This window comes from Mesorhizobium sp. M0340, assembly GCF_040321535.1.
Taxonomy (GTDB): domain Bacteria; phylum Pseudomonadota; class Alphaproteobacteria; order Rhizobiales; family Rhizobiaceae; genus Mesorhizobium.
The window spans coordinates 1-22,582 of sequence record NZ_JAMYRR010000044.1; the positions used below are offsets into that span (position 1 = coordinate 1).

General features: G+C 60.6%; 24 protein-coding genes and 4 pseudogenes. 15 read left to right on the top strand and 13 right to left on the bottom strand.

What is annotated here, in order from left to right:
* The first annotated feature begins 874 nt into the window (after positions 1–874).
* On the top strand, positions 875–1,051 hold the full coding sequence (locus NKI79_RS31550; protein WP_352807086.1) for a hypothetical protein: 177 nt from the start codon (positions 875–877) through the stop codon (positions 1,049–1,051).
* A gap of 575 nt (positions 1,052–1,626) precedes the next feature.
* Positions 1,627–2,063, top strand: a pseudogene (locus NKI79_RS31555) (transposase); the annotation flags it as partial.
* A gap of 63 nt (positions 2,064–2,126) precedes the next feature.
* On the opposite strand, the gene NKI79_RS31560 reads toward NKI79_RS31555, so the two are convergent.
* From NKI79_RS31560 to NKI79_RS31570, 3 genes are all read right to left on the bottom strand, one after another.
* Positions 2,127–2,579, bottom strand: a complete 453-nt coding sequence (locus NKI79_RS31560) for a YidB family protein (protein ID WP_352807089.1) — start codon at positions 2,577–2,579, stop codon at positions 2,127–2,129.
* Positions 2,580–2,914: 335 nt separating this feature from the next.
* Positions 2,915–3,784 carry an MBL fold metallo-hydrolase gene (locus tag NKI79_RS31565; RefSeq protein WP_352807091.1) on the bottom strand — a complete coding sequence of 290 codons (870 nt, stop codon included), beginning with the start codon at positions 3,782–3,784 and terminating at the stop codon, positions 2,915–2,917.
* A 1,511-nt stretch (positions 3,785–5,295) separates the two neighbouring features.
* Positions 5,296–5,565 (bottom strand): DUF892 family protein, encoded by a 270-nt coding sequence (locus NKI79_RS31570; protein WP_352807124.1) that lies wholly within the window; start codon positions 5,563–5,565, stop codon positions 5,296–5,298.
* On the opposite strand from NKI79_RS31570, the pseudogene NKI79_RS31575 reads away from it, so the two are divergent.
* The 5 genes and pseudogenes from NKI79_RS31575 to NKI79_RS31600 form a co-directional block, all read left to right on the top strand.
* Positions 5,534–5,865, top strand: a pseudogene (locus NKI79_RS31575) (helix-hairpin-helix domain-containing protein); the annotation flags it as partial. The gene NKI79_RS31570 and the pseudogene NKI79_RS31575 overlap by 32 nt on opposite strands.
* A 468-nt stretch (positions 5,866–6,333) precedes the next feature.
* A complete protein-coding gene (locus tag NKI79_RS31585) occupies positions 6,334–7,038 on the top strand; it encodes an SGNH/GDSL hydrolase family protein (RefSeq protein ID WP_352807094.1) in 705 nt (234 codons plus the stop codon).
* An 830-nt stretch (positions 7,039–7,868) separates the two neighbouring features.
* Positions 7,869–8,381, top strand: coding sequence for a DUF2231 domain-containing protein (locus tag NKI79_RS31590; RefSeq protein ID WP_352807127.1), 513 nt, complete (start codon positions 7,869–7,871; stop codon positions 8,379–8,381).
* 9 nt (positions 8,382–8,390) lie between these two features.
* Entirely contained in the window at positions 8,391–8,603 is a 213-nt protein-coding gene (locus tag NKI79_RS31595) for an SDR family NAD(P)-dependent oxidoreductase (protein ID WP_352807097.1), read from the top strand.
* A complete protein-coding gene (locus NKI79_RS31600; RefSeq protein ID WP_352807100.1) occupies positions 8,591–9,022 on the top strand; it encodes an SDR family NAD(P)-dependent oxidoreductase in 432 nt (143 codons plus the stop codon). The genes NKI79_RS31595 and NKI79_RS31600 overlap by 13 nt, the downstream gene beginning before the upstream one ends.
* A gap of 187 nt (positions 9,023–9,209) precedes the next feature.
* On the opposite strand, the gene NKI79_RS31605 is transcribed toward NKI79_RS31600, so the two are convergent.
* Positions 9,210–9,719: a ferritin-like domain-containing protein gene (locus NKI79_RS31605; protein ID WP_352807130.1), complete on the bottom strand. Its 510-nt coding sequence runs from the start codon at positions 9,717–9,719 to the stop codon at positions 9,210–9,212.
* Between the two features lie 136 nt (positions 9,720–9,855).
* On the opposite strand from NKI79_RS31605, the gene NKI79_RS31610 reads away from it, so the two are divergent.
* Entirely contained in the window at positions 9,856–10,446 is a 591-nt protein-coding gene (locus tag NKI79_RS31610; protein ID WP_352807103.1) for a hypothetical protein, read from the top strand.
* 210 nt (positions 10,447–10,656) lie between these two features.
* Here NKI79_RS31610 and NKI79_RS31615 read toward each other — a convergent pair whose 3' ends face one another.
* The 6 genes and pseudogenes from NKI79_RS31615 to NKI79_RS31640 form a co-directional block, all read right to left on the bottom strand.
* Positions 10,657–10,941, bottom strand: a complete 285-nt coding sequence (locus tag NKI79_RS31615; protein WP_352807105.1) for a hypothetical protein — start codon at positions 10,939–10,941, stop codon at positions 10,657–10,659.
* Between the two features lie 37 nt (positions 10,942–10,978).
* On the bottom strand, positions 10,979–11,104 hold the full coding sequence (locus tag NKI79_RS31620) for an RES domain-containing protein (protein ID WP_352807132.1): 126 nt from the start codon (positions 11,102–11,104) through the stop codon (positions 10,979–10,981).
* A gap of 104 nt (positions 11,105–11,208) precedes the next feature.
* Complete coding sequence (locus NKI79_RS31625) at positions 11,209–11,631, bottom strand: antitoxin Xre/MbcA/ParS-like domain-containing protein (protein ID WP_352807140.1); 423 nt, start codon at positions 11,629–11,631, stop codon at positions 11,209–11,211.
* A 68-nt stretch (positions 11,632–11,699) separates the two neighbouring features.
* Positions 11,700–11,939 (bottom strand): annotated as a pseudogene (locus NKI79_RS31630) (FAD-dependent oxidoreductase); the annotation flags it as partial.
* The gene (locus NKI79_RS31635) at positions 11,936–12,427 is read right to left on the bottom strand and encodes a hypothetical protein (protein ID WP_352807134.1); all 492 of its coding nucleotides are present in this window, start codon (positions 12,425–12,427) and stop codon (positions 11,936–11,938) included. The gene NKI79_RS31635 and the pseudogene NKI79_RS31630, both read right to left, overlap by 4 nt.
* Positions 12,428–12,908: 481 nt before the next feature.
* Positions 12,909–13,202: a hypothetical protein gene (locus NKI79_RS31640; RefSeq protein WP_352807108.1), complete on the bottom strand. Its 294-nt coding sequence runs from the start codon at positions 13,200–13,202 to the stop codon at positions 12,909–12,911.
* A 265-nt stretch (positions 13,203–13,467) separates the two neighbouring features.
* On the opposite strand from NKI79_RS31640, the gene NKI79_RS31645 reads away from it, so the two are divergent.
* The 3 genes from NKI79_RS31645 to NKI79_RS31655 all read left to right on the top strand — a co-directional run bounded on the left by NKI79_RS31645 (position 13,468) and on the right by NKI79_RS31655 (position 15,988).
* Entirely contained in the window at positions 13,468–14,865 is a 1,398-nt protein-coding gene (locus NKI79_RS31645; protein ID WP_352807111.1) for a cytochrome B6, read from the top strand.
* Positions 14,866–14,908: 43 nt separating this feature from the next.
* Positions 14,909–15,523 (top strand): DUF4142 domain-containing protein, encoded by a 615-nt coding sequence (locus NKI79_RS31650; protein WP_352807112.1) that lies wholly within the window; start codon positions 14,909–14,911, stop codon positions 15,521–15,523.
* Positions 15,524–15,697: 174 nt separating this feature from the next.
* The gene (locus NKI79_RS31655) at positions 15,698–15,988 is read left to right on the top strand and encodes a hypothetical protein (RefSeq protein WP_352807114.1); all 291 of its coding nucleotides are present in this window, start codon (positions 15,698–15,700) and stop codon (positions 15,986–15,988) included.
* Positions 15,989–16,319: 331 nt separating this feature from the next.
* Here the strand turns inward: NKI79_RS31655 and NKI79_RS31660 are convergent, their stop codons facing one another.
* Entirely contained in the window at positions 16,320–16,880 is a 561-nt protein-coding gene (locus NKI79_RS31660; protein WP_352807115.1) for a hypothetical protein, read from the bottom strand.
* 7 nt (positions 16,881–16,887) lie between these two features.
* Positions 16,888–18,063, bottom strand: coding sequence for a zinc-dependent alcohol dehydrogenase (locus tag NKI79_RS31665; protein ID WP_352807118.1), 1,176 nt, complete (start codon positions 18,061–18,063; stop codon positions 16,888–16,890).
* A 1,767-nt stretch (positions 18,064–19,830) separates the two neighbouring features.
* Here NKI79_RS31665 and NKI79_RS31670 point away from each other — a divergent pair.
* The 4 genes and pseudogenes from NKI79_RS31670 to NKI79_RS31685 all read left to right on the top strand — a co-directional run bounded on the left by NKI79_RS31670 (position 19,831) and on the right by NKI79_RS31685 (position 22,095).
* On the top strand, positions 19,831–20,355 hold the full coding sequence (locus NKI79_RS31670) for a YciE/YciF ferroxidase family protein (protein WP_352806412.1): 525 nt from the start codon (positions 19,831–19,833) through the stop codon (positions 20,353–20,355).
* 133 nt (positions 20,356–20,488) lie between these two features.
* Positions 20,489–20,663, top strand: a pseudogene (locus NKI79_RS31675) (septum site-determining protein MinD); the annotation flags it as partial.
* On the top strand, positions 20,660–20,932 hold the full coding sequence (gene minE / locus NKI79_RS31680) for a cell division topological specificity factor MinE (RefSeq protein ID WP_352806409.1): 273 nt from the start codon (positions 20,660–20,662) through the stop codon (positions 20,930–20,932). The pseudogene NKI79_RS31675 and the gene minE, both read left to right, overlap by 4 nt.
* The gene (locus NKI79_RS31685; protein ID WP_352807121.1) at positions 20,929–22,095 is read left to right on the top strand and encodes a beta-glucosidase; all 1,167 of its coding nucleotides are present in this window, start codon (positions 20,929–20,931) and stop codon (positions 22,093–22,095) included. Before minE ends, NKI79_RS31685 begins: the two co-directional genes overlap by 4 nt.
* Positions 22,096–22,144: 49 nt before the next feature.
* On the opposite strand, the gene NKI79_RS31690 is transcribed toward NKI79_RS31685, so the two are convergent.
* Positions 22,145–22,282: a DUF982 domain-containing protein gene (locus NKI79_RS31690; RefSeq protein ID WP_352807137.1), complete on the bottom strand. Its 138-nt coding sequence runs from the start codon at positions 22,280–22,282 to the stop codon at positions 22,145–22,147.
* Positions 22,283–22,582 lie beyond the last annotated feature (300 nt).

The window sequence follows — 22,582 nt, forward strand, 5'->3', positions numbered from 1 at the left end:
CCCCCCCCTCTTTGTTCCTCCTTTTTATTAACTACCCCCCAACCCCCCCCCCCCTCCCCCCCCCGCGTCTCTATATAAGCGGGGTCGGCCCTTTTTTCCCCCCCCCCCCCCCCCCCCCCCTCGACACCAACGAAACCGCAAAGCAATGAGGGGGTCAGTTTTTCGTTTCGCCCAAGGGGTCAAATCCTCACTTCGCCTGGCAGCCCCTCACATGGCGCAAAGCGATGCACAACGCCCACTCACGCTAACGAAATTAATTGGTTAGGCCTTGCCTGTGACATGGGGCAGCCCAAACGCGCCGCACTGCGTGGATCAAGAGGGGCACCGGGGGGTCGCCGCGTGAGCCAGTTATCCGATCCCCCGCTCAGAATTTCTACCAAACATTCCCGACGGTTACGGCTCAGCATTGTACGGTTCTTACATCCTGTTGATGTCGGTCAGGGAGAGAGTACTGTCTCTCTTCGGCGTGCCCCTTGGGGATGGTCGGATGAGTGTCGTTCAAATTATCAGTCCAACTCTACATGAGGCTATTGCTGCACTCCTGAACGGGGCGGCTCGCGGAGACATTGTCTCGATCAAGACTGCAATAGAACGAGTCCGTGTGACTGCGCCTAATCTGAGGGCATCTGACGAAGAGCTAACTGAGGCTATCCTTGAGGTAGCTTCCGCCAGTGGCCTGTTCGTGTGTTTCGACGGCCGGGAGTAGTTCTCAGCTCCGCGCCTCACTAACTAACGTTCCCGCCCAGCATTCCAGGAATTTTGCTCATTGTGGCCCCGCAGGAGCGGGCGCGCCGTCCTGCCCGATCTCCGTGAATGGACAAGGAACAAATCTTCTCGCCAGAAGGTTCTATCCTGTTCGTATGCAGGATCGACCATGGTTGAGGTCGACAGAAGGAAACAGAAGGTTATTGCCGACCTTGTACGACGGTGGGTCACGTCAGAAGCCGTCCGCAACTACCTTCGCAGAGCGCTAAATCTTCCGGTAGAACAGGAGCTGCCGGACGAGCATAAGTCTTTGCTTGATGAAATTGATCGGGCCCACAAAGAGTGAGTGACCCCATGGCACTTGGTAACCAGGAGGGCCCGCCGCCCCGAAAGGATGAGGCGACGGACTCACAGCGGCTACATCCACGAAGAAATCGACCGCTGCGAGTTCGAAACCTACGAGGGCCTCCGTTGTTCCCTTACCAGCGGACTGTTCCTGAGTTGGTCAGCAGGCTATTCCCCCTCTAAGTTCCCCCATGGCAACCCACTCGTTCTCCCCTCCGGTCCCTGTGAGGACTGAGCGCGCTGGTCTGACCCGGAACGTGGACGTCGAGGCAGCCGGCCGGGAGGTGATGAAGTGGACCAAGCGTGGCCCCAAATGGAACCAAGCGGTGCGCGTCTGCATCGCCTTGCATTTCCGACGAGATGGAACCTGAGGAGGCACGGAAGGCATTCCTGGCTGCTGCCGAGGAGGAGAAGACGTTGTCATCCCAGGTGTAAACCCTCGAGATGCCCCGTAGGTTCTCTTCCCGGGAGTCAGAATCGGGGATGTGATGTATATTGCCTTCGACAGAGTTTGACCTTGCCCCTCTGATCTAATCCGGTTTGAAGTTCGTTCTGGCCCATCGAGAGGACCAGGACATGAAACGTAGCCGCTTCTCTGAAGAGCAGATCATCGGAATTTTGAAGGAACATGAGGCCGGGGTATCGGTTGCCGATCTGTGCCGCAAGCACGGGGTCAGCGACGCCTCGATTTACAACTGGAAGGCCCGCTTCGGCGGGATGGATGTCTCCGAGGCTCGGCGACTGAAGGCTCTGGAGGACGAGAACACGCGGCTGAAGCGGCTTCTGGCCGACGCCATGCTCGACAATGCCGTGTTGAAGGATCTTGTGGGAAAGAAATGGTGACGCCCGCGGCCAAGCGGAAAGCTGTCGCTCGCCTGAAGGAGGGCTTCGGGATGAGCGAACGGCGGGCGTGTAAAGCCATCGGCTGTTGCCGCATGACGGTTCGCTACGAGACCAGCAGGCCGGACGACGGCAAGCTTCGCGAGCCGATGAAGGTGATCGCGCAGGAGCGTCCCCCGATGTAGAGTTGCCACCCTGGATCTCGCCTTGGCCGGCTGCATTCCTGGCTGTGTCCCCTAGGATACATTGTCGAGCAGGGCCAACTTATCCAAGCCTTGTGTCGGCTCAGGCGGCCATTCACCATTCGGCGTCATCTCGTTGACTGTCTCGGGTAGATCCCGCGCAATCCTTTTGATTAGCTCCTCGCGCGAAAGACCCGTCTGCATCGAGATAGAAGTGAGTGTACCTTCGTCCATTGCCGCTTCGACGTCCCTTGGCTCGATCGGTTGGTTTGGCCCGCTGCCAACCCACGAGTCGACCTTCGATCCTGCCCCCACCTCCCTGAACCGGTCGAGGATCTCACCAAGGTCAGCCCTCGACACGCTATTCGTTATCTGAGCCAGAATTCTGCGTTGCGGGTCGTTTGGGTTAAGATACCCCGCTCCCGGAATCAATTCACAGAGCTTGTCGCGATTTTGGTATGCCAGAACGCCAAGCATCGCGATCGCCAATCTTCCCAGATTTGCCATTCGGTCTCCTCCACGGTTTTGGCCTATGAGCGAATCGAAGCCAAGTCTTGGCGAATGCCGACGCGTGTGGACTGGTCGGCTCGCCGGCGGAGAGGAAACGTCCTTGGGGGTACTCGTTTTCCATCGGACGTTCTCCTGACGCCGAACTTCGGGGCGCTTGGCCGCAGTCGCCCTGCGCCGATCGAACGACCTAACCGGCGCCTCTCGGGTTTGTTCCGCTTGTCAGAGTTTGTCGGCGACGATGGGGCGCGCGATCGGACGGGTAACTCTACCGGCTCGAGAGGTAGAGTCTGCGCAACTTGACCATCTTCAGAACGACGGCGGCTCGGTTAGTCTCAGGCATCTTGGACTGCCGCCGGCTCGCGCACGAATTTCAATTTCGGCGGGACGGCGAACACCCTGAACCGCTCAGCCAGGCTGTCAAGAGCGTGACGCATGCCCACTCCCGCAGCAGCCGCACCGTGTCCACTGATGACCATCTGCGGGTTCAGGGCAGCCAAGTGCTTCACGGATCTTTCTGCCGCATCCCAGTCCGGCGTGAAGTAGCGCGGCGGACCGTGCATCTCGAGACCCTGGACGGCGACCTCATAGACTGACTCCTGACCGGTGGTGATGAAAGCGTCCCCTACGATCAGCGAACGGTCCTCCTCGCGCCAGAGCGAGATATGCCCAGGGGCGTGCCCGGGTGTGTGTAACCATCGCCATCCGGGCATTCCGGGGATCGATCCGTCGGCAGGTAAGAGTTCCAAACGGTTGTTAAGATCAATTGGCCCGCGTGGAAAAACCGGCGAAAGCAGCGCCATCAGTCCACCCCCGACCCAGGGATCGGGTGACGGATAGGATGCGGTTCCGTCCAAATAGGGGCGCTCGAGTGGATGCGCGAAGACAGGCACGTCCCATTTATTTGCGAGGTCTAGAACCGTTCCCACATGGTCGAAATGGCCGTGGGTCAGGATGATCGCGGCCGGCCGTGCGTTCGTGCCAAACCGCCTTTCCGCGACCGCAAGAATGCTGTTGCGGGACGTCGGCAACCCCGTATCGATCAGCACCCAGTTCCGATCTCCGCTGCCCGGTGCGCCGAAGAACACGACATTGACGATTGCTAGCCGCAAATAACCCAAGTCCGGTGCGATGCTCCAAGCGCCGTCGCCACGATCCTCGCGCCTGGCGTGGTCGATCTCGGAAAGTCGAATCTGAACGGTCATGTGATCCCGTGCCTCTCTTGTTGCTGAGCAGCCGCTCGAGTCGATCGGCGGCGGTGGTATCGCCCCGAACTTGGCACGGCCCTCCTTGTTCCTCGTTCGCCAGGCAGCTCCGGACAGTCCATCACCGGAGTCGAACATCGGTTCGGCATTACCCGGCCACGCAAGGACGAGCTGGACTGAGCAACGAAGATGGCGCGCGCCCGATTGGATGCGGTATTTCCCCAACGCGGTTCCGGTCCTAACAAGGCGGCCGAGTTCGAAGCCGACTGCGGAAAGGGACTTCGAATGAGCGAAGTGGGGCGCAGGGACGAGCACCAGGTGGAGGCTCCGGCTCCGCAAGCTTCGCGCTTCGCCAGTTTTTCATGGCAGGCTGTGAGTGCTCCTCGCACCGGCGCAAGGACGGGGTTCGCCTCGATCTTATTAGTGCGACCTCGCATAATTTGCATGCCCTGGGCGACTACCGCGGCTGCGCCGAACTCGGCCGTCGCACCATCCGCGACGGACTGCGGTGGCACCTGATCGAAACGGCTCCCGGGACCTATGACTGGTCAAGTTGGGCGCCAAGAGGCGGCCCGATCGGCAGGTGTCCAGGTTATCTGGGACATCTTCCATTACGGATCTCCAGACCATGTTGATCAGGGATCGCTGCATTTCATCGATGCCTATGCCTCGTTCGCGGCAGAAGCCGTGAGGGTACACCGTTCGATCGCCGGAACACCGCCTCTGTTGTGTTCCCTCAACGAAATCTCCTTTTTCGCATGGGCTGTTGAGGTCGGCTATTTCCCGCGCGTGGGCCCGAACAAACGTGGGTGGTTCAAGCGGCATCTCGTGAAGGCTGCCATCGCGGGTTCGTGCAATGCGGGAGATCGACCCCGCCTGCAGATTTGTCTGGGCCGAGCCCTTATCCCTATCGCTCCTCGTGACCGGACCCGCAGCGAACGGCGTCGGGCCGAAATCGCCCGTCAGGGGCAGTTCGAAGCTCACGACATGTTGCTGGGCCGCGTCGAACCTGAGTTGGGCGGGAGCGAAGATGTTGTCGATGTTGTGGGCCTGAATTTATACCCGCACAATCAATGGTTCGAAAACGGGCCGACGATACCGAGGGGACACCATGAGTACCGCGATTTGTCGGAGATGTTGCTCGAGGTTGCTCATCGGTACGGCAAGCCAATGTTTCATTGCCGAGACCGGCTCAGAGGGATCCGGCGGGCCGGCTTGGCTCCCGCGACGAGGTGCGTGCCGCTATGGGTGTCGGAGCATCGATCGAGGGTATTTGCCTGTAACGGCCTACCCGGGCTGGGACAATTCGCGTCATGCAGAGGTGGGGTTATTTTCGGCCATCCCCGCGGATGGCACACGCCGCCTCCGTCAGCCCGTCGCGGACGAAACTGGTGCGTCAGCAAGATCTGTTCACGGCAAACCGGACGCGCTGATTGCGTTGCGACACACCGCAAGGGCGAGCATCCGTTATGAACGCCCGGCCCGCGACATTGGATTAGCTTTTTGCAGTTTCACCAGCTTCGCGCAACGTCGCATACCGCAAGGTGACGTCGCTCAGCTTTTTCCTTCAGCCAATTAGCCATGGCTTCTTCTTCGCTCAAATTTTGCTTGAGGACCCGTTCGGCATCCTGAAAGCGCCCGGCCTCGGCGAGTACCAGCAGCGAATTGTAAGCAGCAATCTCGTAGTTCTCGAATGTGAAATTCGCTAGGCTGTTTTTGATGATCTCGTCGCGGCCCTCGAATGTCCGTTTTGCACTGATCGTCTGCGCCTCCTCCTGGATGACGCCAACATCCGAACCTGTTCTGCGCAGCACTGCTCAACGCGCAACCGATGGGGTTCCATGCGCCGGTGCAGATTGTTCGCGATTCGCGTGGTCACGGCGTCGAAGTTCGGCCGGTCTGCATCAACGCCTCGCGATGGGGACTGCACGCTGGAGCCGACCCACAGCGACGACCGCTTCGCAGTCCGACTCGGCCAGCGCATGGTGCGCGGCTTGGCCAACGCCCACGCGGCGAGGATCGTCGCCATACGCACCGACCGGCCCTTCGCTTCGGTCGATGACCTGTGGCGCCGCGCCGGCGGCGTCCTCAATGGTGATGAACATGACGCCCTTGGCCGATCCGGACATCTGCCGTACGAGGTCGAGGCCTGCGGTTACAAGCCAGCGGCCGTCTCGTGCGGCCATGGCTTCGGCGCAGGTTACGACGCCCCTCCGTTGCAGGTCCTCGCGCAGGAACGTCCCGCTGCCCCACATTGCGGTAACCAATCCCACCACGGAAGTCCTGGCGCCGGTCCGCGGGACCTGCCGAAAAGCCCGCAGCCGCGCAACATCTTTGACCCTAAGACCACATTGATCAGATCAAGTTAACAACGCGGGATTTCAGGTAGGGAGGAGCCCTCCAGAGACATAGCGACCAGGCGCCTGGAGCGTGCGGCTTTTATTCGCCCCGGTGTTGCCTCCCATCTCCTCGCCCCTAGCTGCATGGGCGAGCGAGAGCCCCGTGGAGACGCAAATCTGGTCAAGTTCCCAATATCGCGGAGGAGCCTCTTGCTGGCCGCTGCCGCGGGGCCGGCATTCGCGTCGACGCAAACCAGTTTCGCCGAGGCTGCGGCTATGACGAACAAAGTTGTGCTTCTGGGCGATTCGGTTTTTGACAACCGCGCCTATGTGGCCGGCGGAGCAGATGTGTTGGCCCACCTGGCGCGCCAGCTTCCGGAGCGATGGTCGGCCGAGCTGCTTGCCGTCGACGGCAGCGTCATGGCAGGCGTGCGCCAGCAGCTGGAGCGCCTGCCAGCCGGCGCCACTCATCTGGTGGTCAGCATTGGGGGCAATGACGCACTCGGCGTTTCCTCTGTTTTGGACGCTCCGTCGCGGTCCGTGGCCGACGCCCTGCTAAAACTCGCCGAAATAAGAGAGCAGTTTTGCTCGGAGTACGCGTCGACGCTGGATGCTGTTTTGGCTGTCAATCTGCCCACCGCCGTTTGCACGATCTACGACGTCCGCTACGCGGACCTTGACGAGAGGCGTGTTGCGGTAACGGCCCTCTCGATCCTCAATGACTGCATCACACGAGCAGCCGCTACACGCGGTGTTGCAGTGATCGACCTTCGCATTGTCAGCGATGAGGACGCCGACTTTGTCAACGCCATCGAGCCTTCGGAGCAGGGCGGTGGCAAGATCGCTTCAGCGATCGTTTCGTTCGTTACCAAGCACGAATTCCGAAGCGGGCGTGCCGAACTGATCGTTCGCTAAAAGCGCCAAATCTTGGTGCCGGCGGCTCCCAGTCTGCACACGTTCGCGGGAAGAGGCCATCCGGCAGCGGCACAGCAGAAAGCGCCCCCCGCTTTTCGATGAGGCATCGGTGGGAGACGCGAAAGGTGTCCTTGCAAAGCGGGCGCCGCTAGGTCTTTGATCCCGGACTTTGAGGGTGCATCATTATCCTCCGAATCGAAGGAGGCACTATAGGGCCAGGTTCTTCATGGCAGCGCCACTTCGCATGCCCTTTAGGCCTGGCCGAGTAAGCCTAACGTCCGAGGCAGTTAGATTGTTAAGCGGTCACCGGAGCGGCCGCACTGGTCAAAATTGGTCTGAAAGCGCACAGTGCAAATCGTTAGCCACGACATGGCCGCTGACGCTTGGGAGCGACGATCGCACTCTTGGCCCAACACGAGGCATTGGTTTGATGGCGGAAGAACAAGGGCGGCCCGGCCTGAAACTTGAAATCGTCAGCGAGCTCGCGCGAGAGTCAGGCGCATCCGAACACCAGATACGCGAGATAATGTCGCTGGTCGGCTTCGATCGCGGCTCAATCCTAAGGGAAGCTCGTCTCCTCAAAAAGGAGAAGTAGGGGCCCATAGTCAAGAGCCAGGCCTACGTCACGCCACCGCGCGAACCCAGCACGTTCTGACAGGCCGCAGGATCGGCATTTCGAGGCCGAATGGCGGTTTGGACTGCGCGGCTCGGATTATTTGAGCCGTAGGTTTTGATGCTGCCCATCGCGCCGCTGAGAACAACTCTCGATAGCGCTGATCGAAGCTGTTCCCGACTTTGGAACGCCCGGGCCGCCTTCAACGTTGTTGGGCATGGCTGACGATCGCACAAGTCATCTGCTGGGCGTTGCAACCACCGCAAAGATCGGCAGCCATCCGATTCACCCCATGCTGATCCCTTTCCCGATCGCATTGCTCGTGTCGGTATTGCTGTCGGATTTAGTGTTCTGGTCGACCGGCCGTGCATTCTGGGCCGAAGCATCCTTCTGGCTGCTCGGCTTTGCCCTGTTGATGAGCGCTGCCGCGGCGCTGGCCGGCTTTGCCGATTTTCTTGGAAATTCAAGGGTGCGGTCCATCAATGCCGCGTGGCACCATATGGTCGGCAACGTCGCGGCCGTGGTGCTGGCGCTGGCCAACTTCATCCTGCGCCTAAGCGACGGTGCCGCCGAGGGCGCGTTGCCCTGGGGCTTGGCGCTGTCAACGATTGTCGTTCTGCTGCTCGTCTATACCGGCTGGAAAGGCGGAACACTTATCTACGAACACAGGGTAGGCGTCCATCCCGAAGAGGGTGAGGACGTCAACTCCCGCCCGGAGCGATCCCGATAGATTTGACGAATGGCCGACCTGCCGGGAGCCGTCGTGGTGGTCACCGGCGCCTCCAGCGGCATCGGCAGAGCGGCTGCTCTGGGTTTTGCGCGCAAAGGCGCACGGCTGGTGCTGGTCTCAAGAAACGCGGGCGCACTCGACAAGGTCGCCAAGGAGTGCGCCGGCTCGGGCGGTGAGGCGCTGGCCTTTGCCGCCGATATGTCAGCTCCATGCTCGGAGTGACGCCTGAACCTTTCGTCAGTGGCTATGTCGCCAGCAAGTTCGCCATACGCGGGCTTACGGCCAGCATCCGGCAGGAGCGGCGTGCCACGCCCGGCATTCATGTCCGCGCCATCCTTCCCGCCGCCACAGACACGCCGATCTACCAGAAAGCGGCAAGTGTGTTCGGGCGCAAGCCGTGGTCGATCCTGCCTGTTTACCGGGCCGAACGAGCGGCATCGGCAATTGTCGGCGCTCGGCGGCTTTGCATTCGCGTTGGAACTCGGCTGGCGGATCGCTGGTCGAGCGGCTCATCGCCATTGCCGGACCGCGGCTCCAGTTCGAGGCAGAAGCGGAGCAGCCGCATGTGGGCAATTTGCGAGCCAGCGTGTGTCATCCGGACGTTTCTGGCGGATGGCGCCGGTACTGGACAAAGGTTGTGACGCGTCGGATGCGCTGAGTGGAAGAGGCCCGCCGGCTTACCCAGCCGCCTTGGGATGCAACCTGGAAACGATCTTGCCACCACCCGAGCTTGGTTTCGCCGAGCGCTGCCACCTAGCCCTTCCATCTGGCTATTTGCCAATGCGTATTTGACCAGGCTTGTGTAGTCGAACGCCTCGACCCTCACGATTACCGCTTGGCGCTGTCGCTGTCCGCTTCGGCCCGCGCAAGAAACTGCTCGGCCGTTGAGGGAAGACGGGATTTCAGCCAATCCGCCATCGCGACTTCCTCTCGCAGATTCTCTTCGCAAGCCCGAAGAACCTCAGTTTCGCCGAGCGATCGAGCGGCGGCAATCAGGATCGTGTAGGAGGCGATTTCCATGTGCTCGAACGTGTAGCTCGCGAGCGATCCTTTCATCACCTCGTCTCCAGCGAAGACGCCGCTCAGCGATTGCGCCATCGCCGTCAGCTTACCGCCAGCATCCTTCATCATGGATGAACCCTCGTCCATCTGATCGAGACAACTCTTCAGCCGGGCAGCCTGCTGCTTGGTCTCGTCGAGGTGCTGTCGGATCCGCTCCCTCAATTCGGGATAATTCTCGATACGGCTCAACTGCCCGTTCAACATCGTTTCGGCCTGCTCTTCCATGGCATGAGCATCTCTAAGCCATTGGACAAACCATTCCCGTCCTTCTGACATTTCGAATCTCCTTTTGCGATGTAAGGAAAAACTTTCAGAAGAAGACATTGTTCCGGAGTAGAGCCCGCCGAACAGCCTTGATGTCCCGGAGCTGCCGCAGGCGGAGCAAAGGTCCCGGGCGCGGATCGTCGACCTGTTGCATCATGACCTCCCGCTGCTGGATCTCTGGCGTTTCGAAGCAGCACCGCGCCGCGCCGCGGCCGATCTGCCAAACGGACAGATCCGAGACATGTTCGAGACAGAGCGCGCCGCCATCTCCGCTGCTGCCGTCCCGCTCACGTGGCTACAGCCGAGCAACCAGGATCCAGATCGCGTTCCTATGACCGAGGCGATCGCGATCGGTTCCGGCGACGCTCCGGAGCCGGGGCTGCCGATCGGCGCAGGACGTCTCCGAGGACTTGTCTTGCACAAGGTGATGGAGGAGGTCCTGATTGGCGAACTTGGGGAAGACCTCGCCGAGTTCGCCGGTCGCGCACTCGCGCTTATAGCAGAGCTGGTGGTGGATCGCGAAGACGAGGCAGGTCTTCCCGAAGCCGACGAAATCGCCTCGACCGCCTGGCGAACCCTGCATCTCCCGGAGATCGCCGCGCTGCGACCGCGTCTCGTTCCAGAATGGCCGATCTACGCCTTGCTCGCCCATGCGAGCGAACCCACAGCGCTTGCCGGCCGGATTGACGCCGTCGCATTGGTCGAGGGTCGCGCCTCGGTCGTTTTCGATGGAAAGTGACATCGCGCCGACGGAGGAGAACATGCGAATTCACGCAGGCCAACTCGCGGACTACCTTCAAGTAACTGGGGCAAGTCGTGGGGCCGCGGTCTACATGACCAGCGGTACTGTGCGATGGGTGGGACCAGTGTCGGGCAGGGGGCAAACCTAGACATAGCCCGACGGCTCCTTGCGTCAGGTCGGCACGGATAACCCGGGCGTTCAGCTGCCTCAGCGCCGGCACGAGCTGCGCATGCCGTTCGAGCGTCGTGGCCCGTCGGCCTTGAGCCTGCCGTCAACGGCGCGGTCGTAGACCGCCATGCATTCGGCTCCGGTCAGCCGCGAATTGTAGAGGATCCCGTCAACTGCGAACCCGTTAAAGAGAGTCTGGCTCAGCTTCCGGCCTTCCTCCTGTTGTTTGGCACGTGCAGCGTCGGTGCTGATCCCAAGCCGCAGCAGGCCGGTGGTCCGGAGATCGATCACCGTCAGGGGCGATGTAGCATAGACTTCGGACACGGTCCAGCCAGCGATTTCCGAGAGATGCAGCGTGCGGTCAGATTTTTCCCTCGAACCGGTCGCGAACAATCGTCTCGGCGATCGCCGTCGCCAGGTCGCGAGCAACGTAGAGGACCATGAAGGACCGGTCGGGGCTTGCGAAGCGCGATTGTCCGAACCCCATGCCCAATGGAGTAGCTGCGTACTCCTGTCGCCTTGCCCGCCGGTAATGTTGCGGCTGGAACCTGATTGCCAGGTCCGCGACGGCTTCGGCCTCAAGCTCCTCGATCAGCCGAAATCGAACTCGGCGTCAGCGACGACCTCATCGATGCGCCCAGCCTTGAGTCGGTCGAGCGGAGTTTCGCCTGTTTCGCTCACATGCTGCCGGGTCAGCCATAGCCACGTCGCACGAGGATTCCCGATGATCTTCGTGATCCGGGCCATGTCCTCAACAGGACGACCGTCGACGAATTGGGCGAGCGGAAACACGTGTTTGCGCTCGCCCTTGAGCAGTCCGATCACGGCTCCGCGCCTTTGCCAATCGTGCAGGGTCGAACGCTTCATCCCGAACATCTTTTCGATCTCTCCGGGACCGGCGACAGGACCAGCCCAATCCTCAAGGCGTGTCGGCGTTGCGTATTCAGCGAGGCGCAGCCGGCCCTCTTCAAGATCAAACACCTTCCCGCGGCCTCCGCCCTGGCTGACCTCCACGGGCTTTTCGACTCATTCGCGGCCGCGTAAAGCTTCGCGCCTTCCTGGCAGAAATTGCGAATGAGGGAAGCGTATTCGAAGCCATGCTGGGATGTGACCTTGGCGGTAGAGCGGCCGCAGGCCTGCAGGCCGATCTGGCGCGCCTCAAGAACCGCGACCCTCAGACCCGAAGCTACGCAGCAGAGAAAGGCCGCCTGCAGTCCCGCAATGCCTGCGCCGACGATCGCGACTTCGTAGTCATGATTGCCCTGCAAGGCTCCAATTGAAACCTCACGCTCTCGATCGAGCCAAAATGGGATTGGCTTCATCGGCCCGGCCCTCTCTCGCGCCTTTCCAAGGCTGACACTTTGGCATCCGAAGGTCTGCCGAACGCTTCGGATTCGGCGGCTTCCAACTCGTTGAGAGATTTTGCGAGCGCGGTACCCCAGACCATATGCACGGCGATCATAAGCAGATTTCGCTGTGCAGGATGACGCCATGCGGGAGCAAGAATTCGCGCCGCAGGAATCCAACCCAGATAGCTCGCCGCCCACACTCCGAGGCCATAAAGCGTACCGCTGCCGCGACGCCGAGGCAAAATTGCGAAAACAGCACCTGTGATGGCGCCGAACCCAAAGTGTGCCAACAGAGTATTCGTTCGCGCCTGCCGTTCATCGCCGTGCATGTCCAAGTGATCGACAATTTCGCGGGGCGGCAACGGGTAGCGGCTCCTCTCGTTCAGCAACGCCTGGAGCTGTCGCATGGCGCCGGTCATCGCCATCGTTGCCGCTAGGCCGGCCAGAGCGCCCAAAATCATCCGCCGCACAACATCCTCCTGAGGCAATCTTGCCCAACAGGGCTGCGGGTCGGATGTTCCGTGGAGCGCTATTCGAACTCGGCGGTGTAACGTCTCCGGATGTATCTTGCAGACCGATAGATGCCAAAAAAGCCGCGCGGCACGCCTTTCCAGCGCAGCGGCACAGTAGCCGCTGGGATCACCAAGGTGATGGAGCATGCGCTGCGTCCTGCCGGCTTGATGGGGTAGCTCCAACGTCGGGAAGTTGGACGCTCTTGCCTCGTCCATCTTTATTGGTCCTGACAACCCGGACAAACTCGCCTGCAGGCTCACGCCGGCCGGCTTTTTGCGTGAGCCGGAAAAGCCAGAGCATCGTCGTCCCAACGGTTCGCCCCCGCTACCTGACGCCCTCCAAGCCTCTGGCTCACTCCCACCTCAAAGTGGCGGACTTCTTTGTCTCGAGTGCTTCTAAAACATCCAGGGAGTTCACTGATGGGCGATATCAACCGGACCGCATGACACCAGGCTCCTCGGGAGGCGGTTCATCTCGTCTCGGCTGAAGTTCCGGATAGTCCCTCATTACGTCAGCGAAATTGACCGTCGCGATCAGATAGCCAGCTTCATCGTAAACCTTAGTCGTGGACCCGGATTGATCGACGGGGGTCGGAAGGCCCGCGACCAGCGCAGTTCGCACTCTTTCAATGGCTTTTTGGTTGGCTGCTTCGACGCTGGCGAGTTCGATCTCGAAGGCGTTCGTCTGTCCGAATTCAGTATTCTCGAAGCGAAATCTGGGCATGGGCACCTCCTGCTACCCGGAGCAATGCTCACTGGGTAATTCCGTTCCGAGGAACACGGCCCGAGAGTCCATCCTGCCCAAGGGTAGCAGCCGCAGAGCGTACCAACCGCTCTTGTTCGACCGGTGGTGGCAGGCCGGTTGGCCAAACGCACCAGGACGCTTGGCGCCGATCCGTCTTTTTCGAAGCCTGGGAACAAAGATCGCGCGCGGGAGTTGGACCAAGCCCACGCGATACGCGTTGAGACTTTCTTGTAGGGGAGGGGATATGTCACGTGTCTTCAACTTCGGTCTACCCGTCTTTCTTGGCGCTGCGGCGTTCACGCTTAACGTTGCTTCGGACCCGCTGCCGCCGGATCTGACCTATCGTCCATTGCCAAGCCTGCCCTTTTCGGCGGTGAAGGAGAATGACGAAGCGCAAAAACCCGCCGTGATCGAGCGGCAGCGCAAGCTGCTTGAGAGCCGTTACGACCTTGCGGACCGGCCGATGCGGGGCGTCATGATGTCGGGCGGCCGGAAAGTGGTTCAGGAGGGCGTCAGGGTCAAACTGCCGGCAGGCGAGACCTGGGACAGCCTGGCCGCCAAAACTCCCCAAGAAATCCGCGACCGCGGTTTATTGCCGAAGGGCTTCCTGCCGCTGCCGCACGTCAAGCAGGCGACCGGAGGCCAGGTCTTTCCGGAAAACCAGATCAGAGAGATCGGCGCCGATGAAGGGCGCGATCTGCGCCGCTTCGACGTCGATTTCGACCTGCCCGATTATCTTACGCCGGAATTCCCACCTCCGATATTCCTTACCACGCACCCCGAACTGGGGGATGTGTCGCGCGGTGATCTGCTGACGATCCGCAACTTCTACGAATGTATGAACGGCATCATCACACCCGTACAGATGGAAGGACTGCGTCTGCTGCTGACGCCCTTCCCGCAGGAGGAGTTCAATCAAACCGAGGACAGAAAGGTCGCGATGCAAAGCATGGGTGTGGCATGCCTCGACTGCCACGCGAATTTCCATACCAACGCAGCCTTTCACCTGACGCCGGACGTCCGGCCACAAGCCGAGCGCTTTCGGCTCGACACAACCAGCCTGCGCGGCCTGTTCAATCAGCAGATTCATGGCTCCAAACGCTCGCTGCGCTCAGTCGAGGACTTCACGGAATTCGAGCAACGTACCGCCTACTTCAACGGCGATCACGTGAGCGCCACCCGCAAAGGGGTGAATCTGCCGGACCGCACGAACCAGGTGGCGATGATGGCGCAGATGCAGAACATCATCGATTTTCCGCCGGCGCCGAAGCTCGACCCGTTCGGGCGGCTTGACCCGGCCACCGCAAGTGCGCAGGAGCTCAAGGGCGAGCAGGTGTTCATGGGCAAGGGCCGCTGCGCCGAGTGTCATGTTCCAGGGTTGTCATTCATGGACAACAACATGCATGACCTGAAGCTCGAGCGGTTCTACAAGATCGGTAAGACCTTCAACGACCAGGTCGCCATACCGGATGGGCCGATCAAGACCTTCACACTGCGCGGGATCAAGGATTCTCCGCCCTATCTGCATGACGGCCGCCTGATGACGCTTGGCGATACGGTTGAGTTCTTCAACTTGGTGCTCGGAACGAAGCTTGACCAGCCGGAAAAGGATTCACTCGTGGCTTACCTGCTCACTCTCTGAGCGAGCGAGAAAGCCGCTGCCGGGGGCCCGCCTTCGGCGCAGAATGGAGGACATCATGCGTGCTGCCGCAATCACCTTCGCCCTGGCGCTGTCGCCTTGTTGTGCGTTGGCGCAGATCGGCAATCCGGCCGGCCTTGCTCCCGACACGAGGATGGAGAAGCCTGGAGTTCCAGCGCCGAACCAGACGAATTATCAGGATCGGCTTTTCGCCCAGCTGGTCACGGCTGGCGGCAGGGCCGAGGTGGAGCTGGGTCGGCTCGCGGCCGGAAAGACAAGCCATGATGGGGTGAGGGAATTTGCAAATCGAATGGTCGAAGACCACGACAAGGCAAATAAACAGCTGAAATCCATCGCGGACAAGAGCGAGATTCCGCTTCCCGAAGAGCTTGACCCCGATCATAACAAAATCCGCGCCGATCTCGAAAAAGTGGACGGCGCCGCCTTCGAGCTGGCTTATCTGGCCGCGCAGATCGTCGACCACCAGAAGGCGGCGCAGCTTCTGGCCTGGGAGATTGGCTCCGGCGAGGATGCAGAGCTTCAGCACTTCGCCTCCGACAAGCTGCCGACGGTGCTGGAACATCTCGACATGGCTCGCACGTTGCACGCGGATCTGGCAGGGAAAGCTTCGCTTGGACCGGAGTCGCAAAAGAATAAATAACGCCGCCCATTCCCAACGCAGCCCCTGAAAGTTCGTGGCTGACGTCGCCCGGAACTTGAGGGGCCGAGAAGCGCATCGGGTCGCGGAAAGATAAATCCCCCTGCTGATTGGAAAGTGACGCGATAGCGGAACTGCGGCTCGCCGCCGCGCTTAGTTTGGCGAAGGAGCTATCGCATGAGCGCGACCAAAGAGTTTTTTGAAGCCTGGCTACAGGAGAATGTCAGCACCCTTCCCGGTGAAGAGGAAGTGAGTGTCGCCGTGCTCGCGCAGCAGTTCGAGCAGGATGCCGAAGCGGCCGGCTATGGTCGCGAGGTACGTGAGGACGAGCTCGGAAATATCGAAGATGCGATCGGGCAAGCGCTGAAGAATTCCGTGCCAAGTGTGCATACCGTCCGCGCCGAACAGAGCGATCTGGGACCTGTCATGGATGCGCTGGAGGTCGATGATTCCAAGAGCGGGCCATAGCCTTCAGGATATCTGCCTTATCCAGCTGTCAGAGTTTGCCCGAGGCAACCGTATGGAGCAGTTTCGCAAGGACATCGCCGCCTTGCCACACAGCATCACGCCTGAACTTGCCAATCTGCGGCTTGCGACGTCAAGGTCGTCTACTTCGGTGTGCCTGTGGCCGCGATCACAATTGGTGCTGGTCGATGCCGCGGTGCCAAATGTCCGGAAAACATCATCGATGTCGCCGAGAGACCTTTTGGCAGTGGCGCCCGACCGGCTGCCATCCTGTTGACCCACGGCCATTTCGGACAGCGGCGACGGCAGAGAAGGAGGACAGGGGTACTGCCGGTCAACCATCACGTCGGTTCTGGCTGGCAGATGTCGACCTCTCTGTCCGCGCAAGGCCCCGCACGGCGGCCACTCCGCGTGGGAAGCCGCTGCGGTTGCTAAAATCCTGCGGTTGCGCGCGGCCGCGAGCGTGCCGGGCGCTTACCTTTTGGGCGCTCAACCAATCGACGAGCGTCACACTGGCGACGAGGACCAGAGCAAGGCCGACATTCTCACGTTTTGCATTGTCGCGCCGGAACGCCGGCAAGAGTGTTGCTATGTCGAGCGCGTCACCGGCCACACGGCTCCAAAGCCCTGCCTGTTTGTCTACCGACAAGGAGAGAATGCCGCTGCTGACCTCCCGCGCCCCGTAGGCACGGATGATGCTCTCCTTGCCGCGCATGCCGAGTGCGCGGGCGATCCGCTCGGAGGCCACAAGCTCGGCGACACCCAGCGCTATGCTGAACCAGCCGAGTTTGCGGGTAAGCATATCGGAGGCTGCCAGCGCAGTCGGGCCAGACTTTACGACCTTGGGGTCGCTTGGCGATCTGCTGAGATTGCCGAATTTGGTAAGCATGTTCATGGCTCTCCTAGGGCTTCAGTACGACTTTGACGCAACTATCCTGCTTGTCGCGGAACACCTTGTACATCTCGGGTCCTCGTTCGATCCCGACCGTGTGTGTGATGACGAAGGAGGGGTCGATCTGACCTTCTTCGATGCGGCGCAGCAGGTCGTCGGTCCAGCGATTCACATGCGTCTGGCCCATCCTGAAAGTCAGGCCCTTGTTCATGGCCTGGCCCATCGGGATCTTGTCGACGAACCCGCTATACACGCCCGGGATTGAGATGACGCCGGCCGGCCTGCAGACATAGATCATCTCACGCAACACGTGCGGGCGATCGTTTTCCATCAGCATCATCTGTTTCGCGCGGTCGTAGAGGGTGTCTGGTTGGCCAAGCGACACATGGCTTTCCATCCCGATGGCATCGATGCATTTGTCCGGCCCTTTGCCACCTGTAAGCTCATTCAGCGTCTCGATTACGCTCTCGTCCTTGAAGTTGATTGTGATGGCGCCGGCTGCCGCGGCCATGGAAAGGCGTTCCGGCAGGCAGTCGATCGCCACAACCTGCGCGGCCCCGATGAGGACGGCGCTGCGTATGGCCATCTGCCCCACCGGGCCACAGCCCCAGATCGCGACCGTATCGGACGGCTCGATGTCGCACTGAACAGCAGCCTGCCAGCCGGTTGGAAAGATGTCGCCGAGGAAGAGGACCTGCTCATCGGAGAGGCCGTCCGGTACCTTGATATGCGTGGCGTGGGCAAACGGCACGCGAACATATTCGGCTTGTCCGCCCGGGTAACCGCCGGTGAGATGGGTATAGCCAAACAGCCCGGCCGTGGTGTGCCCGAATGCTTGGTCGGCGATATTCTTGTTGCGGTTGGTGCGTTCGCAAACCGAGAAATTCTTGCGCTTGCACTGCTCGCATTCACCGCAAATGATTGTGAAGGGAACAACGATGCGATCTCCCTTCTTGAGGGCGCCGTTTACGCCGGATCCAACTTCCACCACCTCTCCCATCATCTCGTGGCCCATGATGTCGCCAGGCAGCATCGCCGGGATGAAGTTGTGATAGAGGTGCAGATCCGAGCCGCAGATCGCGCAGCTGGTCACCTTGACAATGGCGTCGCGCGGATCCTCGATTTCGGGATCGGTAACCTCGTCGCAACGTATATCTTCTTTTCCATGCCAAACGAGAGCCCGCATGCTTCATCTCCTGTGGATGCCCGTCTGCAGCGCCGCCGGCAACGCCCTCGGCCGAACTGACGTCGCGCAAACGGGTGCTGAGAACGCCTGCTTCCTTCATTCCGGAGCCAACCCCGGCCGCTTTCCTTCGGACTATGGAGGTTTCTTGCGCCGAACCCGTGAGGCAGCATCGATGTTCCCGCGTCTTTAAAAAACCCCGGTCCCGCACTATCAGAAGGGTCGGCTGACAATTTTCGCGGAGGCACCAGGGGTCTTTTCACAGCCGTCGCTGCCCGGTCGGGACATGGACTCCGGCTCAGCGGTTTGTTTCACCGGGTGTGGCGGCTTCAGGCCGAAGGCCCTGCCCTGATGCAGCCGAATAAGGGTCAAGTCTGCCGGGACGTCAGTGATCTCCTCCTCCTATGTACCCACAGGACCAGGCAGGCCCATCTGACCTTCACATCCAGCAATCACAGCTAGCGCCAAGGCAGACCTGGACACTCGAGGGAAGTTGCCCCCGACATGGACACAGGGAGTTTCAAATCGGGATCGGCAGATATGGATGTCAGGCGCTGTCCGGACGTGTCGGTGCACAAGCCGCGAACAGGACACGAGCCTTTTTTGCACGAGAGCTGGAACAACAGCGCCGGAGCAAGGTTTGATTCCTGCAGCGTTGTCCTCCTATGCACCAGCTGCGTGAGCGGGTTGTCCGATCGGCCCGCGCCTATTCCCGGGAAGGCGCGGGCCATGTCAACGGCATACACACCCCGAAAATCCTTTATGGCGGCGAAGACCGAGCCGTCCCGTTGAACCAAATCCGTGCGCGCCGAGATAATGCGGTTGCGCGCTGGAAACAGTGACAAGCCGCCTCAGTCGCTCACGCGCCAGCGTGCTGGAGCTTCACTGCGAAGCCTCGGCGCGGACACTGAAGGAAAGAGACGATCACCTGCGCGATGGGCAGCCGGCTGCAACGGTGGGCAGCAATCCCTGATCCATTGCGCCCAAGCCGTGAGCAACCCCCGTGGGGTGACAGAGATCGGTGCAGACTGGAACAGGACAACGTCCGCCAAACTCAAAGTGGCCACGGGAACGCGCGCCTTGCTGGCGGTTGCCGGATTGCGGATAGAGGCGGCGGAACTGGGCCTGAGCCAAGTCGACGTGGGATCCGAGGCGCTTGCGATCGCATTTCGCATAAGGCCTTTGGACTCACAATGGCAGAACGTCATAAAATAGGGTGGGTTCGAACGTCGGGGAGGCCGCCTAATCTGTAGACCATCCATCGTATCAGCATGGCGCAGATCGAGGTTCTACGACCCACATCAGGTTCCATTCGTCGATCGGTACGCTCAACGTCGAACTATCGCTGAACCAGGTTGCCGCTTTCAAAGCACAATCATCGGTCAATTAGTGTAGCCGCCGTGGGGCGAGGTCGCATCCGACATTATCGCGTATGATCGAAGTCTACGACGAGACCACAACTGGCCGCATGGCCAGCGACTATGTTTTCGAGCTCGCGGTCTGAAATCGAGGGCGTCGGAACAATTTGCCTCAGCGCTCTGAAGGCGAGCTCTGTCGAAATCAGGCGCTGGCGGCGACTTCGCGTACCGACATATCTCAGATGCGCATTCACATCGGTTAACCGACCAAAATAGACGCGCCTCGACTTTAAGATTGAGCGGTTCGTTCCAGCATTCGCGGGACAGCGATTTGCGAGCCATGGTGAAGGAACAACAAGGCACTGGCCTCGTTAGAGCCGTACATCCATCGATAGCTCAACAGGAGATGAGAATGGCGACGACGAGAAGATCACAGGGCAGTTCCAAGGGCTTGGAAGACCTTTTCTACGATGGTCTGAAGGACATCTACTACGCCGAACGGAAGATTCTGACCGCCTTAAAGAAAATGGCAAAGGGCGCAGAGTCCGAAGAGCTGAAGGCCGCGTTCGAAAAGCATCGAGACGAGACAGAAGGCCAAATCGATCGCCTGCAGCAGGTTTTCGACGCGTTTGGCAGGAGGGCGCAGGGCAAGACCTGCCCAGCAATCGATGGCATGATCGAGGAGGGGCAGGAGATTTTGGAGGAATTCGGGGACGCTCCAGCATTGGACGCAGGGCTCGTGGCTGCAGCCCAGGCCGTCGAGCATTATGAAATCGCGCGCTACGGCACTCTTGTGACGTGGGCGGGCTTGCTCGGCCTAAGAGACGCAGTCCCACTTCTGGAACAGACTCTCGAGGAAGAAAAAGCGACCGATGAGGCGCTCACCCAACTCGGCGAGACTGGCGTCAATGAACGGGCAATGCAGCAGGCCGCGTAAGGTCGCGTATTGCTGGGGTGGCCAATCCGAAATTTGCATCTTCTTGAGCAGCGCAATGAGCGAATTCGGAGTTGGCCATTTCCTCTGTCGCTTGCCTGTCGAGCACCCGTGTTTTGGCACCAACCGCATTGTACTACTGCGCGCCTCCAATGTGGGGCGCGCCGGTTACACTCAGCGAAAACACCAACCCCACCGCACGCGCCAATATCGACGCGGCAAGAAGACTCGAGGGCGAGGACCTGCCGGTCATTCTGCCTTTCGAGCGGAGGGGCCTCCTCGACCGGCTGTTGGGAAGGAGGGCAGCATGAACCTGCTCGATATCTTCAAGCGCCGCGGCAGCGCGCCCGTGGCGCGCGAGCGCTTGCAACTGCTGTTGGCTTACGAGCGTCGAAGCCGCAACCAGCCCGATCTCGTCTCCGTGTTGCGCGAGGAGATCATGGCGGTGATCGCCAGGCAACGCCAACACGTTGACGTGATGGCAGCCGAGTCCAAATCGAAGAGGCGACCGAACCTGGCAAAGGGCGATCGCCGAACGCAAGTGCTTGCGCCATCCCTGGCCGACAGGATGCCGGTATGAACGAGGAACCGGCTCGTCGGCCTGCGGCAGATCCCTCTGGCATCGACAGCTTTTTCATGGCTGGTTTCGAGTGTTCCTCGCATCGTCGTGCCGACGGGGTGCGCCTTGATCTGATCCGTGCGACCTCACATGACACCCATGCATCCGGCGACTATCGCCGCTGTGCCGAGCTTGGGCTTCGCACGATCCGCGACGGCTTGCGCTGGCACTTGATCGAAACAGCGCCGGGAGTCTTTGACTGGTCGAGCTGGATGTCGGTGATCGAAGCAGCCCAAGCGGCCGGGGTGCAGGTCATCTGGGATATCTTCCACTATGGTTCGCCAGACCACGTCGAGCAAGGTGGCCCCGGCTTTTTCGAGGCCTATGTCCGTTTCGCCGCGGAAGCTGTTCGGGTTCATCGCTTAGCCACCGGAGTGGCTCCCCTGGTATGTCCGATCAACGAAATTTCGTTCTTTGCGTGGGCGGTGGAGGTTGGCTATTTCCCGCGCGTCGGGCAGGACAAGCGCGGATGGTTCAAACGCCACCTTGTCAGGGCAGCGATCGCCGGGATCAGAGCAATGCGGGAGGCCGAACCCGGTTGCAGGTTCATCTGGGCTGAGCCGCTCATCCATATTGCTCCTCGTGACCGCACTCGCGCCGAGCGGCGGCGCGCCGAAAATGCTCGTCAGGGCCAGTTCGAGGCTTACGACATGCTGATCGGGCGCGCTGAGCCGGAGTTGGGTGGCAGCGATGACCTTGTCGACGTCATAGGCCTCAACTTCTACCCGCACAACCAGTGGTACTTGAATGGGCCAACGATACCGATGGGGCACCACGAATACCGGGCGCTTTCGGAAATGTTGGTCGAGGTCGATGAGCGCTATAAGAAGCCAATGTTCATTGCCGAGACCGGCGCCGAGGGGTCGGGACGGCCGGCTTGGCTCCATTATGTTTGCGACGAAGTGCGCGATGCGATGAGCCTCGGCGCACCTATTCAGGGCATATGCCTGTACCCGGTGACGGCCTACCCCGGTTGGGACAATTCTCGCCACGCCGAAGTAGGCTTGTTCTCCACCATTCATGCGGACGGTTCGCGCACTCTTCACAAGCCGCTTGCCGACGAGTTGGAGCGCCAGCGCCGATTGTTCGAGGCCTTCGAAAACGAGCCAGCAGGCGCGGTATAGCCCTGTCGATAGTGCGCCGCGCTTTAACTGCATCGGCAATGCGGTAAGGCTAAATCTGTCTGCCGAGAAAGATCCTGGCGTCCTTGGCCGCAGCGATGAACGCCTCGCGTGCGACCCTTGGCGACTTTCCGCCGCGGATGACGGCAAGGCACGCCCCGGTTGTTGCGAGTCTCGACTTGCAAGCCAGCTCCGGCTATCCTTCAGCAGAACCTCGGCCGCGTCCGTTACCGACACAACAACCCTGTCGCGATCGATCCGGCCGGGTTGAACGACTATCGGCTTTGTGAAACGCCTCGTACGCACGACCCCTCCAACGGCATATTAGGTTCCCTTGATCTTTGCGCCATCTCAAATGTTAATGCTCGCCGCGACCGCAGCTTAATCCCGGCGCATCATTCACTCGGCCGCCTCGCGCTGCGTCGGCGTGACGAGCATCCCGTTTGCTGGCAGGCGTGTCTGAATGCGCCCGAACGTAGCCAATGCCTGG

Bases quoted from the DNA above. Each gene is read 5' to 3' on its own strand.
- NKI79_RS31550 (WP_352807086.1), top strand. From the start codon at position 875: ATGGTTGAGGTCGACAGAAGGAAACAGAAGGTTATTGCCGACCTTGTA.
- NKI79_RS31560 (WP_352807089.1), bottom strand. From the start codon at position 2,579: ATGGCAAATCTGGGAAGATTGGCGATCGCGATGCTTGGCGTTCTGGCA.
- NKI79_RS31565 (WP_352807091.1), bottom strand. From the start codon at position 3,784: ATGACCGTTCAGATTCGACTTTCCGAGATCGACCACGCCAGGCGCGAG.
- NKI79_RS31590 (WP_352807127.1), top strand. From the start codon at position 7,869: ATGGCTGACGATCGCACAAGTCATCTGCTGGGCGTTGCAACCACCGCA.
- NKI79_RS31595 (WP_352807097.1), top strand. From the start codon at position 8,391: ATGGCCGACCTGCCGGGAGCCGTCGTGGTGGTCACCGGCGCCTCCAGC.
- NKI79_RS31600 (WP_352807100.1), top strand. From the start codon at position 8,591: ATGCTCGGAGTGACGCCTGAACCTTTCGTCAGTGGCTATGTCGCCAGC.
- NKI79_RS31605 (WP_352807130.1), bottom strand. From the start codon at position 9,719: ATGTCAGAAGGACGGGAATGGTTTGTCCAATGGCTTAGAGATGCTCAT.
- NKI79_RS31620 (WP_352807132.1), bottom strand. From the start codon at position 11,104: ATGGGGTTCGGACAATCGCGCTTCGCAAGCCCCGACCGGTCCTTCATG.
- NKI79_RS31635 (WP_352807134.1), bottom strand. From the start codon at position 12,427: ATGATTTTGGGCGCTCTGGCCGGCCTAGCGGCAACGATGGCGATGACC.
- NKI79_RS31640 (WP_352807108.1), bottom strand. From the start codon at position 13,202: ATGCCCAGATTTCGCTTCGAGAATACTGAATTCGGACAGACGAACGCC.
- NKI79_RS31645 (WP_352807111.1), top strand. From the start codon at position 13,468: ATGTCACGTGTCTTCAACTTCGGTCTACCCGTCTTTCTTGGCGCTGCG.
- NKI79_RS31650 (WP_352807112.1), top strand. From the start codon at position 14,909: ATGGAGGACATCATGCGTGCTGCCGCAATCACCTTCGCCCTGGCGCTG.
- NKI79_RS31655 (WP_352807114.1), top strand. From the start codon at position 15,698: ATGAGCGCGACCAAAGAGTTTTTTGAAGCCTGGCTACAGGAGAATGTC.
- NKI79_RS31660 (WP_352807115.1), bottom strand. From the start codon at position 16,880: ATGAACATGCTTACCAAATTCGGCAATCTCAGCAGATCGCCAAGCGAC.
- NKI79_RS31665 (WP_352807118.1), bottom strand. From the start codon at position 18,063: ATGCGGGCTCTCGTTTGGCATGGAAAAGAAGATATACGTTGCGACGAG.
- NKI79_RS31670 (WP_352806412.1), top strand. From the start codon at position 19,831: ATGGCGACGACGAGAAGATCACAGGGCAGTTCCAAGGGCTTGGAAGAC.
- minE (WP_352806409.1), top strand. From the start codon at position 20,660: ATGAACCTGCTCGATATCTTCAAGCGCCGCGGCAGCGCGCCCGTGGCG.
- NKI79_RS31685 (WP_352807121.1), top strand. From the start codon at position 20,929: ATGAACGAGGAACCGGCTCGTCGGCCTGCGGCAGATCCCTCTGGCATC.